Annotated in this window: 13 protein-coding genes; 1 reads left to right on the forward strand and 12 read right to left on the reverse strand. The window is 71.5% G+C overall.

All coding sequences use genetic code 11. The features are described from left to right. Positions 1–8: 8 nt before the first annotated feature. Genes DES41_RS08130 through DES41_RS08165 form a run of 8 tightly spaced genes read right to left on the reverse strand, consistent with a single transcriptional unit; the run spans position 9 to position 10,500 of the window. A complete protein-coding gene (locus tag DES41_RS08130) occupies positions 9–2,414 on the reverse strand; it encodes a CaiB/BaiF CoA-transferase family protein (RefSeq protein ID WP_114467137.1) in 2,406 nt (801 codons plus the stop codon). A 10-nt stretch (positions 2,415–2,424) separates the two neighbouring features. After that, on the reverse strand, positions 2,425–3,981 hold the full coding sequence (locus DES41_RS08135; RefSeq protein WP_114467138.1) for an acyl-CoA carboxylase subunit beta: 1,557 nt from the start codon (positions 3,979–3,981) through the stop codon (positions 2,425–2,427). Positions 3,982–3,997: 16 nt separating this feature from the next. Next, positions 3,998–4,900: an ABC transporter permease gene (locus tag DES41_RS08140; protein ID WP_114467139.1), complete on the reverse strand. Its 903-nt coding sequence runs from the start codon at positions 4,898–4,900 to the stop codon at positions 3,998–4,000. A 24-nt stretch (positions 4,901–4,924) separates the two neighbouring features. After that, positions 4,925–5,878, reverse strand: a complete 954-nt coding sequence (locus tag DES41_RS08145) for an ABC transporter permease (protein ID WP_114467140.1) — start codon at positions 5,876–5,878, stop codon at positions 4,925–4,927. A gap of 31 nt (positions 5,879–5,909) precedes the next feature. Then, positions 5,910–7,508, reverse strand: a complete 1,599-nt coding sequence (locus DES41_RS08150) for an ABC transporter substrate-binding protein (protein WP_114467141.1) — start codon at positions 7,506–7,508, stop codon at positions 5,910–5,912. Between the two features lie 49 nt (positions 7,509–7,557). Next, entirely contained in the window at positions 7,558–8,577 is a 1,020-nt protein-coding gene (locus tag DES41_RS08155; protein WP_114467142.1) for an ABC transporter ATP-binding protein, read from the reverse strand. A gap of 29 nt (positions 8,578–8,606) precedes the next feature. Next, positions 8,607–9,584: an ABC transporter ATP-binding protein gene (locus tag DES41_RS08160; RefSeq protein ID WP_114467143.1), complete on the reverse strand. Its 978-nt coding sequence runs from the start codon at positions 9,582–9,584 to the stop codon at positions 8,607–8,609. Between the two features lie 37 nt (positions 9,585–9,621). Further along, positions 9,622–10,500 carry a GntR family transcriptional regulator gene (locus DES41_RS08165; protein WP_170168128.1) on the reverse strand — a complete coding sequence of 293 codons (879 nt, stop codon included), beginning with the start codon at positions 10,498–10,500 and terminating at the stop codon, positions 9,622–9,624. A gap of 195 nt (positions 10,501–10,695) precedes the next feature. On the opposite strand from DES41_RS08165, the gene DES41_RS08170 reads away from it, so the two are divergent. Next, a complete protein-coding gene (locus DES41_RS08170; RefSeq protein ID WP_245965621.1) occupies positions 10,696–10,917 on the forward strand; it encodes an acyl-CoA carboxylase biotin carboxyl carrier protein subunit in 222 nt (73 codons plus the stop codon). A gap of 54 nt (positions 10,918–10,971) precedes the next feature. Here the strand turns inward: DES41_RS08170 and DES41_RS08175 are convergent, their stop codons facing one another. Genes DES41_RS08175 through DES41_RS08190 form a run of 4 tightly spaced genes read right to left on the reverse strand, consistent with a single transcriptional unit; the run spans position 10,972 to position 15,877 of the window. Beyond that, positions 10,972–12,432, reverse strand: coding sequence for an MATE family efflux transporter (locus DES41_RS08175; protein WP_114467145.1), 1,461 nt, complete (start codon positions 12,430–12,432; stop codon positions 10,972–10,974). Next, positions 12,429–14,138: a class I adenylate-forming enzyme family protein gene (locus DES41_RS08180; protein WP_114467146.1), complete on the reverse strand. Its 1,710-nt coding sequence runs from the start codon at positions 14,136–14,138 to the stop codon at positions 12,429–12,431. The genes DES41_RS08175 and DES41_RS08180 overlap by 4 nt, the downstream gene beginning before the upstream one ends. A gap of 1 nt (position 14,139) precedes the next feature. Next, the gene (locus tag DES41_RS08185) at positions 14,140–14,982 is read right to left on the reverse strand and encodes an enoyl-CoA hydratase (protein WP_245965622.1); all 843 of its coding nucleotides are present in this window, start codon (positions 14,980–14,982) and stop codon (positions 14,140–14,142) included. 22 nt (positions 14,983–15,004) lie between these two features. Continuing rightward, positions 15,005–15,877 (reverse strand): MaoC family dehydratase, encoded by an 873-nt coding sequence (locus DES41_RS08190; RefSeq protein ID WP_170168129.1) that lies wholly within the window; start codon positions 15,875–15,877, stop codon positions 15,005–15,007. Between the last annotated feature and the right edge of the window lie 12 nt (positions 15,878–15,889).

A 15,889-nucleotide genomic window follows, 5' to 3' on the forward strand; every position in this document is an offset into this window, starting at 1 on the left:
CCGCGTGGCTACACGAGGTTGCGGGCGGGCTTGGGCGACAGGCCGATCACGCCCTCGGCTACCAGCGCATCGAAGCGCGCCCTGCCGATGCCTGCATGGGCCTGCAGCGCGGCCTGGCTGTGCTCGCCCAGAAGGGGCGCCGGGCTGTGCGCACCCAGGCGTTGGCCGTTCTGGCGGATGGCGGGGCCGATCTGGCGCTGTGGGCCGGACACGGCGCGGTCCATGTCGACGAACAGGTCGGTCCCGGCGAGGTCCGGATCGCCTTCCAGTTGGTCGGCACGCAGCAGCGCCGCCGCGCCGATGCCGGCGGCGCGCAGCGCGGTTGCAGCGGATGCAGCGGGCTGCGGACGCGACCAGTCGGCGATGGCCGCGTCGATGGCGTCCTCCCTTTGACGCCGGCCCTCCAGCGTGCGCAAGGCCGGGTCGTGTGCCCACTCGCTGCGCCCCAGCAGCCCGCACAGGGCGGCGAAGCCGGCGTCGTCGGCCACCTCCAGCGCCAGCCACTGGTCTTCACCAGCGGCCGGGTAGATGCCGTGCGGCACGGCGAAGCCGCGGCGGTTGCCGCGCCGCAGCGCAGCGGCCGGTGCCAGCTGGTGCGCCAGCAGTGCTGGCGTCGTGAACTGCAGCATGGCCTCGACCATGCTGATGTTGACGTACTGCCCATGGCCATGGCGGCGGCGGTGCACCAGCGCCGTCAGCAGGCCGGCGCAGCCGTAGAGCCCGCCCACCGGATCGCCGTGCGCCAGGTGCGTCATCGTCGGCGCAGTGCCGGGCGTGCCCGTGAAGCTGGGCAGGCCGCTGCCCTGCTCCAGCGTCGAGCCATAGGCGCGCGTGCCCGACCAGGCGTTGCCGGTGCCGAAGCAGGACATCGAGGCCATGACCACATCGGGCCGCACCGCGCGCAGCTGCGCGTAGTCCAGGCCGAACTTGGCCATCACGCCCGCGGCCTGGTTTTCGACCACGGCGTCCGCGCCGCGCACCAGGTCGAGGGCCACCTGCCGGCCGGCAGGCAGGGTCAGGTCGATGCTGACGCCCTGCTTGCCGCGGTTCATGCCGCAGAAGATGCTCGACAGCTCGTAGCCGCGCTCGGCGATGAACTCGGGTGTCCAGTTCATGCCGCGCCACCAGTCCGGGTAGCGGGCCGCCTCGATCTTGACGACGGTGGCGCCCAGGTCTGCCAGCAGGCGCGAGGCCAGCGGGCCGGCCCAGCCCATGGAGAAATCGACCAGGGTGACGCCTTGCAAGGGCGGCGCGTGTGCGGCGGTGGCCCGGGCTGCTGGGGCCTCTGTCGGCGCTGCGGCGCCATCGGCCGACGCGGCACGCGCCGGCGTCAGCCGGGTCGCCACCGGCGTGGCGCTGAGGCCGAAGGGCGTCCGCGGCACCTGCACCGCACGCCCCGGCAACATCAACCGGGCCAGCGAGCCGCGCGCCCGGAAGACCGGATGCGCCAGGATGCCGTCGGCGTCGGGCACCACGACGATGGGCACCCGGTACTCGCGCCCGACCTCGGCCCATTCCGTGGCCGTGCGCCGGGCCAACGCGGCGCACAGGCCCTGCTCCACCTCGTCCAGGCGGCCGAAGCGCAGTTCCCGCGTTGCCAGGCCCTCGTCTGCGGCCATGGCCCGCAGGTCCAGCGCCTCGCACAGGGCGCGCCACTGGTCGGGCGTGGCCACGGTGATGCCGACCCAGCCCTCGCGGCACGGGTAGATGCCCACCGGGCTGTTGGGCGCGAAACGGTTGATGCCCCAGCGACGCATCGGCAAGCCGTCGCGCTGGAAGAAGTACATGTGCATCTCGGCCAGCACCAGGTTGGCCTCGGCGATCGCCACCTCCAGCCGGCGCGGCGCCTGCGTGGCCTCGGCCAGCAGGGCGGCGCAGGCCGCGATGTAGGCGGTGACACCGCCGACCATGGTGGCCTGCCGGTCGCCATGGGCCAGCGGGGGGCCCTCTTGCGTGCCGACCATCTGCGGCAGGCCGGTCAGCGCCTGGACGATGAGGTCGCTGCCGGGCCAGTCGCGGCGGGGTCCGGTGCGGCCGAACCACGACAGGTCGACGCTGGCCACGCGCGGCTGCAGCGCGCTGGCGTCGCACTGCGATGCCTCGCCCACCAGCACCAGGTCGAAGCTGCGGCTCAGTGCCTGCAGCGGCGCGCCTTGCGCCATCGCCGGCAGCACCGTCTTGCCGGCTGCGAGCCACTGGCCATAAGCCTGCTCGAGCGGATCGTCGGCGCGCACGATGCCCGCCAGGCGCAGCGCTTCGCTCAACGCGGTGCTGTGCACGTCGGCGCCCGCGTCGGCCAGCAGGCGGCCGCAATAGGCCGCGGCCGCGCCGCCGCCGATTTCCAGCACCCGCACACCGGCCAGTGCCTGCGGCGCGGCGGCCGGCGCCGCGTCCGTCGGTGTGTCGCCCGTCATCTGCCGCCCCTCACGGCCGCATGCCCGCGCCGCTGCGCCCCGGCGTGCGCAGGGGTTCGGCCAGGTGCACGAAATCGACCAGCCGCTCGCGCGTGGCGCGTGGGTCGATGATCTCCTCGACCCAGAATTTCTCGGCGCTGCGGAACGGCGAGCGCAGCGCATTGAGGCGGGCCTCGATGCGGCCCAATTCGGCCGCGGGGTCTTCCGCCGCCTCGATGTCGGCACGGTAGGCGGCCTCGATGCCGCCCTCCAGCGGCAGCGAACCCCAGCTGGCCGACAGCCAGGCATAGCGCAGCGACAGGCGGCCGCTGGGCTGGTGGGCAGCCCCCGCCACGCCGAAGGCGTTGCGCACGATCACCGTGCACCAGGGCATGGTGGTCTGGTTCATTGCGGCCATCGCGCGCACGCCGTGGCGGATGGTGGCCGTGCGTTCGGCCTCCTGGCCGATCATGAAGCCCGGGCAGTCCATCAGGTAGACCACCGGCAGGTGGAAGGTCTCGGCCAGGTCGACGAAGCGCACCACCTTCTGGCAGGTGTCGGCGCTCCAGGCGCCGCCGTAGTGGTAGGGGTCGCTGGCCAGCAGCAGCACCGGGTGGCCGTCGATGCGCGCCAGGCCGGTGATGATGCTGCGCCCGAAGCCGGCACCCATCTCGAAGAAGCTGCCGGCATCGACCACCGACGCGATGATGGGCCGCATCTTGTAGACCTGCCGCCGGTTGCGTGGCACGGCCCGCATCAGCGCCTCATCGGCCCGCGCGGGATCGTCCTGGCTCGGCAGCACGGGCGGCACGCCATAGACCGACGGCGGCAGGTACGACAGGAAGCGCCGCACGCAGTCGAAGGCCTCTTCCTCGGTGTCGACCACGTGGTCGATGGCGCCCGCGCGGGCCTGCACGTCCGCCCCGCCCAGCTCCTGCTTGGTCAGGCTCTGGCCCAGCCGCGCGACGAGCGGCGGGCCGGCCACGAACATGGCCGAGTTGCGCGTCATGACCGAGTAGTGGCTCGATGCCAGCCGCGCCGCGCCGAGCCCGGCCACCGAGCCCAGGCCGAGGCCGACCACGGGCACTTGCCCCAGGTTGGCCGTCATCATCTGGAAGCCGCGCGTCTGGTCCACGCCGCCCGGCAGGTTGGACGCGCCCTTGGTCTCGATGGTCTTGACCGAGCCGCCGCCGCCGGAGCCTTCGATGATGCGCACGATGGGCAGCCGGTACGTGGCCGCCATGTCCTCCGCCATGAGCGGCTTGGCGGCGATGGACGCATCGGCCGAACCGCCGCGCACCGTGAAGTCGTCGCCCACCAGCACCACGGCCCGGCCATCGATGCGGGCGCGGCCGAACACGCAGTTGGCCGGCATCACCTGCTGCAGGCGGCCTGCGTCGTCGTAGGTGCCGGTGCCGGACAGCGCGCCGACCTCGTGGAAGCTGCGCGCATCGGCCAGCCGGTCGATCCGCTCGCGCACCGTCAGCCGGCCGGCGTCGTGCTGGCGCTGGACCTTGTCGGCCCCGCCCATCTGCTGGGCCATGGCGTGGCGCTGCGCGAGTTCTTCGAGTTCGGGAGTCCAGGTCATCGGTGCCTTCCTTGTCTTAACGTTTGGTGGTGGGGTCGAGCGCCACGCGCATGGATTCGCCCAGCGTGTTGAAGGCCAGCGCGGTCAGCAGGATGGCCATGCCGGGCGCGTACATCTGTTCGGGGGCCAGTTCCATGTTCTGGTAGGCGCGCGCCAGCATCGAGCCCCAGCTGGGGCTGGGCGGCTGGATGCCCAGGCCCAGGAAGCTCAGCGAAGCCTCGGCCAGCAGGGCCGCTGCGAGCAGCAGCGTGACCTGCACGATCACGGGCTGCACGGTGTTGGGCAGCACGTGCCGCCACAGGATGCGCGCCGTGCTGGCGCCGAAGCAGCGCGAGGCATCGACATACAGGTCCTGGCGCACCACCAGCGCGCGCGCACGCACCAGCCGCGCCAGCTGCGGCGAGAACACGATGCCGACCGAGATCATCCCGTTCGTCAGCCCGATGCCGAGCGCACCCGTCACCGCGATCGCCAGCACGATGGACGGGAAGGACAGCAGCGCATCGATGAAGCGGCTGATGCCGTCGTCCACCCAGCCGCCCGTGTAGCCGGCCAGCAGCCCCACCGGCACGCCGAGCACGATGGCGATGCTCACCGCCAGCACGCTGGCGTACAGCGTGCTGGCGGCGCCGTGCAGCATGCGGCTGAACACGTCGCGGCCGAGGTCGTCGGTGCCGAGCAGGTGCGCGGTGCTGGGTGCGGCCAGCGTGTTGTCCAGGTCCTGCGCCTCGACCGTGTAGGGCGCGAGCAGCGGCGCGGTCAGTGCCAGCACCACCAGCGCTACCAGGAAGGCCAGGCTCAGCGCGGCACGCAGGTCGCTGCGCAGCCAAGCCAGCAGGCGCCGGATGCCGGTCGGTCGGACTTCGGACTGGTGGGCCGCGGTGCCACCGGCAACCGGGGCCAGTTCAATCGTGTTCATGCGGATTCCTTCGCGCTGGGGTGCTCATGCGATGCGCGGGTCGAGGAAGGTGTAGAGCAGGTCGGCCGTGAGGTTCACCGCGATCACCACCAGCACCATCACGAACACCACGCCCTGCACCACGGGCAGGTCGCGCGTGAGCGCGGCGTTGACGATGAGGTTGCCCATGCCGGGGATGGCGAACACGGCCTCGACCACCACGGTGGCCGCCAGCATGCGGTTGAACAGCAGCGTGATGACGGTCAGCAGGTTCACGCCGGCGTTCTTGAGGCCGTGCTTCCACAGGATGGCGCCGGCGCTCAGCCCCTTGGCGCGCAGCGTGCGCACGGGCGGCGACGACAGGATCTCGACCAGCGAGCTGCGCAGCTGGCGCGAGACCTCGGCCACGCCGCCGGCCGCCAGCGCAAGCGCCGGCAGGATGGCGTGGTGCAGGGCCGGCCCGATGCCGTCCTGCAGCGCCTTGGCGCCGGTGGCGGGGAACCAGCCGAAGTCCAGCGCCAGCCAGGCCACCAGCAGCATGGCCAGCCAGAAGTTGGGCACCGCGATGCCCAGCGACGCGATGGACGTCACGGCCCGGTCGCGCAGGCCGTCGGGCCGGCTGGCCGCCAGCATGCCCAGCGGGATGCCGACCAGCAGCGCCACGCCCATGGCCAGCACCACGATCAGCAGCGTGTTCGGGAACGCCCGCGCGATGGAGCGCGCCACCTCCTCGCCGGTAGCCAGCGAGCGTGACAGGTCGCCCTGCACCGCATGCCCCAGCCAGCTGCCGTACTGCACGAGGAACGGCCGGTTCAGGCCGTAGATCTCGCGGATCTCGTGGATGCGCGCCTCGGTCGCGTTCTCGCCGGCCAGCGTGATGGCGATGTCGCCCGGCATCAGCTTGAGCAGGCTGAACACCACGAACGTGGCCAGCACCAGCACCGGCAGCGCCTGCAGCAGGCGCCGCCGGACCACGCGCAGACGGCCGGACCTCAGCATGGCATGGCCACGCACATGTGCGCTGCGGCGCTCATTGCAGCGAGATGAATTCGTACTTGGGCTTGCCGAGCAGGTTGGACTCGTAGCCCTTCACCTTGGACGACGCGGCCACCAGCTCGTACTGGAAGGCCAGCGGCGCCACCAGCGCGTTCTCCATCACGTGGCGCTGCAGGCGCCGGAAGATCAGCGTGCGCGACTCGATGCGCTCGGCCACGCGGCTCTCGGCCAGCATGTCGGCCAGCTCCTTGCCGGTGTCGACCCGGCCGGCGTTGAAGTACGCATCCTTGCTGTACAGCAGGCTGTAGGTCATGCTCGGATCGGGCCGGCCGGTCCAGGCCGACAGCAGCATGTCGAACTTCTTCTCGGTGCCGAAGAACTGGCCGCTGATCTCGGGGATGGTGCCGGTGATGAACTTGAGCCGGATGCCGGCCTCGCGCGCCTGCTCCATCACGATCTCGCTGCGCCGCACGGAATCCTGGTCGGTGTAGCTGCCCACGGTGAGCTCGATGCCGTCCTTGTAGCCGGCCTCGGCCAGCAGCTTGCGGGCCTTGGCCGGGTCGTGCGGGTACAGGTTGACGAGGCTCTCGTCGAAGGCCCAGTGGCTCTTGGGCAGGTTCATGTAGGCGGGCTCGCCCACGCCGGCCAGTGAGCCCTTGACGAAGGCCTGCCGGTCCACCGCATGGTTGATGGCCTGGCGCACCTTCAGTTTGTCCAGGCCGGGCTTGGCCATGTTGAGGTACAGCTGCAGGCAGTACAGCGTCGGCCCGCTGATCTGGCGCAGCTGCTTGGCCCGGGTGATGATGGGGATCAGCCGCGGCGGCACCTGGTAGGCGAAGTCGTTCTGCCCGCTCACCACGGCGCGCAGTCCTGTGGCCAGCTCGGGGATGATGAAGAACTCGATGCCGTCGACGAAGGCGCGGTCCTTGCGCCAGTGGTTCTCGGCCCGCGTGACCTCCACCTTCTCGTTGGCGGACCAGCGCACGATCTTCCAGGGGCCGGCGCCCACGGGCTTGCGGTCGTGCTCGGCACCGAGCGCCTGCACCGCCTTGGGCGAGACCATCATGCCCGCGCGGTCGGACAGGATGGCCGGCAGCGCCGTGTCGGGCCGCAGCAGCTTCACCGTCACGCGCAGCGGGCCGCTGACCTGCACATCGGCCACGCTCTGCAGGTCGGCCTTGATGTTGGAGCGGGGGTCCTGGCGGTTGCGGTCGAAGTTGAACTTGACGGCCTCGGCATTCAGCGGCGTGCCGTCGTGGAAGACGATGCCGGGCTGGATCTCCAGCACCATGGTCAGCGGGTCGGGGAAGGTGTAGCTGGCCAGGCCCGGCTTGGTCTTGAGCGTCTGGTAGTCCCATTCGACCAGCGTGTCGAAGATGGTCCACAGGAAGGTGTGGTCGGACCCCGCGCCGCCGGTGGCCGGGTCCAGGCTCGATGGGTTGGCGTTGGCCGAGACCTTGAGCACGCCGCCGCGCTTGGCCGGCGCGGCCTGCGCCCACGCAGCACCGCCCGTGGCGGCCGTGCCGGCGATGGCACCCGCCATCACCATGAGGTCCCTGCGCGACAACGCCACGGGGGCTGGCCCGGACGCACGATCGGATTCGGTTTCGGATTCGGATGCTCGGTGGCTCATGCTTGTCTCCTTTGTGGTCTTCCGTGAAGCTGCGCCGCGGACCGCCCTCTCAGGGGCCGTGCCGCGCCGGTGCGGCGTCGGGCGGGCGCGCTGGCGGCCCGTCGGCGCTGGCGTAGTGGCAGGCGGCCCAGTGGGCCGGCCGCAGTTCGCGCCAGGCCGGAACCTCGGCAGCGCAGCGCGGTTGCGCGCTGGGGCAACGCGTGCGGAAGCGGCAGCCCGACGGCGGGTCGATGGGGCTGGGGATCTCGCCCTGCAGCACGATGCGCCTGCGACTGCGCAGGTGCGATGGCAGCGGCAGCGGATCCGCCGACATCAGCGCTTCGGTGTAGGGGTGCAGCGGGCGCTCGCTGACGGCCTCGGTCGGCCCGACCTCCATGAGCCGGCCCAGGTAGGTCACGGCGATGCGGTCGCTCACGTGCGAGACCACCGACAGGTCGTGCGTGATGAAGACGTAGGTCAGGCCCATCTCGCGCTGCAGGTCGGCGAACAGGTTCAGCACGTCGCCGCGGATCGACACGTCCAGCGCCGCCACCACTTCGTCGCACACGATCAGCTTGGGCCGCAGCGTCAGCGCACGCGCGATGTTGATGCGCTGCTTCTGCCCGCCGGACAGCATGTGCGGGTAGCGCTGCGCGTACTCGGCCGCGATGCCCACCCGGTCGAGGGCCTGCAGCGCGCGGCGCTCGCGCTCAGCCGCACTGAAGCCGCCGGCGATCTCCAGCGGCTCGCAGACGCTGTCGAGCACGCGCTGGCGCGGGTTGAGTGCGGCGTGCGGATCCTGGAAGATGACCTGGTAGTCGCGGCGGTGCTGGCGCAGCGCGCGGGCGCTCAGCGTCTGCGGGTCCACGCCGTCGTGCAGCACCTGCCCCGCGGTGGGCCGCAGCAGGGACACCAGGGCGCGCCCCAGCGTGGTCTTGCCCGAACCCGATTCGCCGATGATGCCGAAGGTCTCGCCGGCCACCACGTCGAAGCTCACGCCGTCGACGGCGCGCACCGTCTCGCCACGGTCGGCCAGCGGAAAGCGGATGCACAGGTCGCGCACGCTGAGCAACGGCGGTGCGCCGGCCATGGGTGCTGCTGCTGCGGCGGCGGCGGCGCTCAATTGAGCACTCCCGGCAGGTGCAGATCCGCCGCACGTTCGCAGCGCGCCAGGTGGCCCGCCTCCAGCTGCTGCGCCACCTGCTCGCGGCTGCACTGCGGCGCGGCGTGGTCGCAGCGTTCCCGAAAGCGGCAGCCGGTCGGCATCTCGCTGGGCGAGGGCACGCGGCCACGGATCGATGGCAAGGCCTCGCGGCGTTTCGCCAGGCGCGGCAACGAACGCAGCAGGCCCGAGGTGTAGGGGTGGCGTGGCCGCACCAGCGCAGCGTCGACCGGGCCGTCCTCGACGATCTCGCCGGCGTACATGGTCAGCATGCGCGTGCAGACTTCGGCCACCACGCCCAGGTCGTGGCTGATGAACATGAGGGCCGTGCCCGCGCGGTCGCTCAGTTCGCGCAGCAGGTCGGTGATCTGGGCCTGCACCGTGACGTCCAGCGCCGTGGTGGGTTCGTCCGCGATCAACAGCTTGGGTTCGCAGATCAGTGCCATCGCAATCATCACGCGCTGGCGCATGCCGCCGGAGAACTGGTGCGGGTACTCGTCGTAGCGGCGCGCCGGCGTGGAGATGCCGACACGCGCCAAGGCGTCCACCGCGCGCTCGCGCGCCTCGGCGGGGCTGACCGGAAAGTGGCAGCGGTAGGCCTCGGCGATCTGGTGGCCGATGCTGAACACCGGGTCCAGCGCGGTCATGGGCTCCTGGAAGATCATCGCGATGTCGCGCCCGCGGATGGCCCGCATGCGCGACTCGGGCAGCCCGACCAGGTCCTGCCCCTGCATCAGCACCCGGCCCTGCATCACCGTGTTCTGCTCCGGCAGCAGCCGCAGGATCGACAGCCCGGTGACGGACTTGCCGCAGCCGCTCTCGCCCACCACGCCCAGCCGTTCACCGGCGGCGATCGTGAAGTTCAGCTTGCGCGTGACCGCCACGCGGCCACGGCCGGTGAGGAACGACACGGAGAGATCCTGGACTTCGAGCATGGTGTGGCCGGTGGGTCTCGTGGGCTGCGCCGGGCCGTCAGAACGCCAGCCGGCGGAAGGCGTCGGCGTCGGCTTCGTGCATGAGGCCGAGGTACTGCAACACCTCGTCGCGGGTGTTGGTCATGATCTTGCGCATCAGCAGCTCGGCGCCGTCCGCGTCGCTGGCGCGGATTTTCTCGAGCAGCCGCGCGTAGTCTTCGTAGGTCGCGGTGCGACGCGCCGAGCTTTCGTAGTCCGGTGGGGAGGGCTTGACCCACAGCATGCGCCACAGCGCATCGTGCGGCAGGTCGCGGTAGGTGGCCTGCAGCACCTTGGGGCTGCCGCAAGCGGCCAGCAGGCCCATCGCCACGCGGCCGGTGGCCTGCGCGAAATCGAGCAGCGAGGGCTTTTTCTGCCCGGCGAGCCGGCGCAGCTGCGCCAGGCGTGGATCGACCTCGGCCAGGCCGGACTTGTCGGGGTCGCACGAGAGGTAGCGCACCGCCAGGCCCAGCAGCACGCCGCGCACGTTGAAGATGTCGGCCACCTCGTTGTGCGAGAGGTGGCGCACGCGCGCACCGCGCCGGGCCTGGATCTCGATCAAGCCCTGCCGCTCGAGGATGCGCAGCGCATCGCGCACCGGCCCACGGCTGACCGCGAACATCTCGGCCACGGCCTGCTCGCCGACCCGCTCGCCGACCGGGTGCTGCCCTTCCAGGATGGCCTGGCCGAGTTGCTTGGCGATCTGTTCGCCGGTGGTGGCTGTGGTGGTGGTGGTGGTGGTGGTGGAGGAGGCGGAGGTGGTCGCGGCGGCCGGCCTGGTGGCCTTGCCTGTGGCCTTGCCTGCGGCCGGTCGCGCGCTTCTACCCGTCGACGTTCCAGAGCTTCTGGACGAGACCTTTGCAGCAACTTTGGCAGGGGTCTTGCGGGCGTGTGGCATCTCTGACATTCACGGTGGCCGGTCCATTCTAGGAATGCGGTGTGCTCCTTGAAACTGTCATTTGTTAACAATTTCGGGGTGTTTTCCCCTATGTCGTGCAGAGCGGTGCGCCGGTCCAATTGCAGCGAACACACGCACTGCTGCGCAGCGCCGGGCGCCTGCGCGGTCCCCCGTTCGTACTGGAGGCAAGACACCATGGGCATGCACCGCATCGAATCCCCCGTGACCGGCAAGGTCTGGAAACTGGAGCGCCAGGTCGGCGACCAGGTCGCAGCGGGCGACACGCTGCTGATCCTCGAATCGATGAAGATGGAGATCCCGCTGGACGCCACCGCGACCGGCGTGCTCAAGGAGTTGCTGGTCGGCGAGGGCGACGAGGTGCAGGAGAACCAGGTGCTGGTGGTGGTGGCGTCCTGAGGCGTCCGGCCCCGGTGCTGCGTCACTTCCGCGGGCGGCACGCGGGCCCCCGCGCTACTCGCCGAAGTGCGTGTCGGCTGCGGCGGCCGCGGCGGCCGTGCTGGCCAGGGGACTCAGCATCAGGGGCCGGCGCCGCCAGCGGCCCCAGCGGTAGTAGGCCCAGGCCAGCAGCGCCGAGGTGATGCTGCCGAACGGAAAGCTCCACCAGATCGCAGCACTGCCCAGCCAGGGCTCCAGCCACACCGCGAACGGCACGCGGAACAGCCACATGGTGACCACGAAGACCAGCGTGGGCGCCAGCATCGCACCGTTGGCACGGACCACGGCGAACAAGCCCATGGTGATGGACAGTGCGATCCAGCCCCACAGCGCGATGAAGTTGATGCGGCGCGCCTGCGCCAGCACCTCGCCGTGTGCGCCATCCGCGCCATCCCCGCGGATGAACAGGCGCAGCGGCAGGTCGTCGAAGGCCGCACCCAGTGCGTAGATCAGCAGCGTGGCCGTGGTGGAGACGGCCAGGCTGGCCAGGCAGCCGCGCAGCGCGATCTGCTCCACGCGCTGCCAGCGGCCCGCGCCGATGTTCATCGCCGCCATGGCCGACATCGACGCGGCCAGCGCATTGCCCGGCACCTGCACATAGGTCCACAACTGGGCCGCGCCCGCATAGGCTGCGGCCATGGTGGCGCCGTAGCGGTTCACCAGGCCCAGCAATGCGAAGTAGGCGCCCTGCGTGACGATGGACTCCAGCGCCATCGGCACGCCGCGGCGCAGCATGAGCAGCAGCAAGGCGCGCTCGGGCCGCAGGTGGCGGATGTCGTCGCCATGCAGCGCGATGGGCAGGCGTCGGCGGTAGATGGTGCGCAGCAGCGCAGCCAGCGCCGTGCCGGCGCTCAGCAGGTTGGCCAGGCCGACGCCTGCGATGCCCAGGCCGCGCAGCAGCAGCGGCACCAGCAGCAGCGAGAGGCCGATCCACACCAGCGTGAAGCGGAACGGCGTGCGCGAATCGCCGGTGCCGCGCAGCATCATCACCAGCACCAGGTAGACGAAGATGGCCGGCATCGACAAGCAGGTGAAGCGCAGGTGCACGACCGCGTAGCCGCGCACCTCGGCCGGCGTGCCCAGCGCGTCGATAAGCAGCGGTGCCAGCGCCCAGCCCGCCGCCGCGACGATGAGCGAGAAGCCGGTGACGAAGGCCAGCGCGCAGCCGGCCACGCGCTTGACGGCATGCAGGTCGCCCGCCCCCAGCGACTGGCCGATGGCCACGCCGGCCGCGGTGCCCATGCCCATCACCGCGCCCATCAGCATGAACAGCAGCACGGCGGCGGTGGCCACGGCTGGCAGCGCGTTGGCGCCCAGCAGCTGGCCCACCCACAGCGCGGCCCAGGTGCCGGTGGCCGCGTGCAGCAGGTTGGTGGCCAGCAGCGGCAGCGCGAAGCGCATCAGCGTGGGCGTGATCGGCCCGGCGACGAAGCGGCTCGCCAGGGCGTGGGTGGACGCGGTGACGGGGGCGCTCACACGCTGGCGACGCGGCCCTGGTGTGCTGCCAGCGCGGCCTGCTGGATCTGGCGCTTGAGGATCTTGCCGGAGGGCGTGCGCGGCAGCGGCCCGGGCGCCAGCTGGATGTAGCGGGGGATCTCGAAGCGCGCCAGGTGCTGCGCCAGAAACGTGCGCAGCGCCTCCACATCCAGGCCCGGGGCGCCATGCACGGTGGCGCCCACCTCCTCGCCCATGCGCTCGTCGGGCACGGCGTAGACAGCAGCCTCGTGCACGTCGGGGTGCAGCAGCAGCGCGGCCTCGACCTGGCCGCAGCCGATGTTCTCGCCGCCGCGGATGATGAGGTCCTTGATGCGGTCGACGATGAAGAGGAAGCCCTCGTCGTCCAGATACGCCACGTCGCCCGTGCGGAACCAGTCGCCGTCGACGAAGCTGCGCGCATTGACCTCGGGCCGGTTCCAGTAGCCCGGGAACACCGAGGTGCCGCGCACCAGGAGTTCGCCGCGCTGGCCGGCCGGCAGGCTCTCGCCCGTCTCGTCGACGATGCGCAATTCCAGCACCAGCGCGCAGCGGCCCGAACTGGCGGGCCGGGCCAGGTAATCCTCGCCACCCACTCCGGTGCCGATGGCGTTGGTCTCGGTCATGCCCCAGCCGGTGTTGGGCAGCGCCTGGGCAAAGCTGGCGCCGATCTGGCGCACCTGCTCGGGCGCGCGCGGCGCACCGCCGCCGCCCAGCGTGACCAGCGAAGCCAGGCTGTACTTCTTTTGCTGCGCCACGCGCACGAGGTCGCCCGTCATCGCGGCGGGCGCCACCAGCGAGGTGAGCCGTTCGCGGTCGATCAGTTCGGCGGCCTGTTCGGCATCCCAGCGGTGCATGGCCACCATGCGCCGCTGCATGCGATAGCACGACAGGTACGAGGCATGCAGCCCCGACACATGGAACAGCGGAACGGCCAGCAGCGTGCCGGGCTGCGGGGGCGGCACGGCCGGCGGCTCCAGGCCGGCCACGCGCTCGCCGACGGCCCGGTCCAGCTCCCACGACAGCAGGGCCGCCAGGATGTTGCGGTGCGTGGAGACCACGCCCTTGGGATGGCCGGTCGAACCCGAGGTGTAGAGGATGGTGGCGAAGTCGTCGGGCGCGATGTGGGTAGGCGGCATGGGCACCTCGCCCACGGCTTCGGTCATGGCCTGCAGCGCGCGCACGCCGGGCGGCAGTTCGGCCGTGCGCACGGCCAGGCACTGCAGCTGCGGCAGCGCCGCGCGCACCTGGGGCTGGGTGAGCCGCGCCAGGCGTTCGGTGTCGGCCAGCACCACGGTGGCGCCGCTGTCCTGCAGGCCGTAGAGCAGCTCGTCGGCCTGCCAGTGGCCGTTCATGGCCACGGCCACCGCGCCGATGCTGGTGATGGCCGTGAAGGCCAGCACCCACTCGGGGTAGTTGCGCATGGCGATCGCCACGCGGTCGCCCTGGCGCACGCCACAGCCGTGCACCAGCACATGGCCGATGCGGCTGGCCGCGAGCCAGGCCTCGCGGAACGTCAGCCGCTCGTCTTGGTAGACCAGGAACGGCAGCTCGCTGGCGGTCTGCTCGTACAGCGCCCGCAGCGAGGCGGGGCCGTTGGCGAACACGCGCACCTGGCGGCCCAGCGCGGTGGCCTCTTCCAGCGCGTAGGGCATGCCGGGCGCGGTCAGTGCCGCGATGGCTTCGGCGCGTGTGGCAGGGGTGGCCATGTCAACGCCCGTTGAACACGGGTTCGCGCTTGGCGACGAAGGCCTTGGTGGCCTCGCGGTGGTCTTCGGTCTGGCCGCAGTGCACGTGGTGCGTGGCCTCCAGGTCCATGCAGTCGTCCACCTCGCCGGCCAGTGCGCGGTTCAGGTTCTCCTTCATGTAGCGGTAGGCGACGGTGGGGCCGGCGGCCAGGCGCAGCGCCAGCGCGCGCGTGCGCTCGGCCAGTTCCTCGGGTGCGCAGACCCAGTTGGCCAGGCCCAGGCGCAGGGCCTCGTCGGCGCCCACGCGGTCGGACAGGAAGTACATCTCGCGCGCCTTGGCCGTGCCCACCAGCTGCGTGAGGAAGTAGCTGCCGCCGTAGTCGCCCGAGAAGCCGACCTTGGCGAAGGCCGTGGTCATCACCGCCGTGCTGGACATGATGCGCAGGTCGCAGGCCAGCGCCAGTGCCAGGCCGGCGCCGGCGGCGGCGCCGGGCAGCGCGGCCAGGGTGGGCTTGGGCATCTTGAACAGCTTGCCGGCCGTGGCGCGCTGGTTCACGCGCTGGCGGTGGATGGCCTGGTCGATGGTCTGCGCGCCCACGGTGCCGTCGCCGCTGGCGGCCATGCCCTTCACGTCGCCGCCGGCGCAAAAGCCCTTGCCCGCGCCGGTCAGCACGATGCAGCGCACGGCGTTGTTGAACTCGGCCAGCGCCAGCTGCTCCTGCAGCGCGGTGTTCATGGCGCGGCTCATGGCGTTGCGCGCGTCGGGGCGGTTCAGCGTCAGTGTCAGCACGCCGGACTCCAGCGTGGCCAGCAAGTCGGGGGTGCCGGTGTCGAGCGCTGTGGCGGCGGTCATGGATTCGGACATGGGAATGCTCCTGGAAGGAAAGTCAGACGTAGCGGAAGCTGGCGTTGGAGACCACGGTCTTGTCGCCCACGCGGCCTTCGAAGACGAGCCGGCCGGGGCCGTCGTGCCAGCCCACCAGCCGCAAGGTGTCGCCCGGGTAGACCGGCGAGGAGAAGCGCAGGCCCAGCGCGCCGAAGCGCGCGGCGTCGCCACCGCACAGCGCGCCCAGCAGCAGCTGGCCGCAGTGGCCATAGGTGCACAGGCCGTGCAGGATGGGCTGCGCGAAGCCGCCGAAGGCAGCCGCTTCAGGCGCGATGTGCAGCGGGTTGTAGTCGCCCGACAACCGGTAGATGTGGGCCTGGTTGGCCGGGATGTGCACCGAGAGGTCGAGGTCGGGCGCGCGGTCGGGCATGGTGAGCTTGGCCGACCGCGCGGTGCCGGCGCCCTCGAACGGTTCGATGTCGCCCAGCGCCGCCACGCCGCGCCGGAACGAGCCGCTGACCATGCGCACGCAGACCTGGCCGCTCGCGTCGATCACCTCGGCCTCGACCTCGGCAAAGGCCGCGCCGCGCGGGCGTGGGTGCACCGACAGCAGGCGGGCGCGCACCTGCACGGCGCCTTCGGTGGGCAGCGGGGCCAGTTGCTCCAGGTGGCGCTCGGCATCCAGCATCAGCGGGCCGGGCGACGGCGGAATGGCGTCGGTGTCGATCTGCAGGCCGGCCGCGCCCCAGCGGATCGCGAAGGTGGGGAACACCGCGAACTGCGGGTGCTGCTCGTAGACGTGGCGCAGGTCGCTGCAGCCGATGCCCACGGCGTACAGCAGCACATCGCGCTGCGTGTAGGCGATGGTGACCGGGTCGCTCCAGGGGCCGGGCTGGCCGTCGGGCAGCAGCGCGCGCGGGCGGTAGGTGGGCATGGGCTCGTCTCC

The organism is Pseudorhodoferax soli, assembly GCF_003337555.1.
GTDB lineage: Bacteria > Pseudomonadota > Gammaproteobacteria > Burkholderiales > Burkholderiaceae_C > Pseudorhodoferax > Pseudorhodoferax soli.

Coding starts and splice junctions, on each gene's coding strand:
- DES41_RS08130 (WP_114467137.1), bottom strand. CDS start 2,414: ATGACGGGCGACACACCGACGGACGCGGCGCCGGCCGCCGCGCCGCAG.
- DES41_RS08135 (WP_114467138.1), bottom strand. CDS start 3,981: ATGACCTGGACTCCCGAACTCGAAGAACTCGCGCAGCGCCACGCCATG.
- DES41_RS08140 (WP_114467139.1), bottom strand. CDS start 4,900: ATGAACACGATTGAACTGGCCCCGGTTGCCGGTGGCACCGCGGCCCAC.
- DES41_RS08145 (WP_114467140.1), bottom strand. CDS start 5,878: ATGCTGAGGTCCGGCCGTCTGCGCGTGGTCCGGCGGCGCCTGCTGCAG.
- DES41_RS08150 (WP_114467141.1), bottom strand. CDS start 7,508: ATGAGCCACCGAGCATCCGAATCCGAAACCGAATCCGATCGTGCGTCC.
- DES41_RS08155 (WP_114467142.1), bottom strand. CDS start 8,577: ATGGCCGGCGCACCGCCGTTGCTCAGCGTGCGCGACCTGTGCATCCGC.
- DES41_RS08160 (WP_114467143.1), bottom strand. CDS start 9,584: ATGCTCGAAGTCCAGGATCTCTCCGTGTCGTTCCTCACCGGCCGTGGC.
- DES41_RS08165 (WP_170168128.1), bottom strand. CDS start 10,500: ATGCCACACGCCCGCAAGACCCCTGCCAAAGTTGCTGCAAAGGTCTCG.
- DES41_RS08170 (WP_245965621.1), top strand. CDS start 10,696: ATGGGCATGCACCGCATCGAATCCCCCGTGACCGGCAAGGTCTGGAAA.
- DES41_RS08180 (WP_114467146.1), bottom strand. CDS start 14,138: ATGGCCACCCCTGCCACACGCGCCGAAGCCATCGCGGCACTGACCGCG.
- DES41_RS08185 (WP_245965622.1), bottom strand. CDS start 14,982: ATGTCCGAATCCATGACCGCCGCCACAGCGCTCGACACCGGCACCCCC.
- DES41_RS08190 (WP_170168129.1), bottom strand. CDS start 15,877: ATGCCCACCTACCGCCCGCGCGCGCTGCTGCCCGACGGCCAGCCCGGC.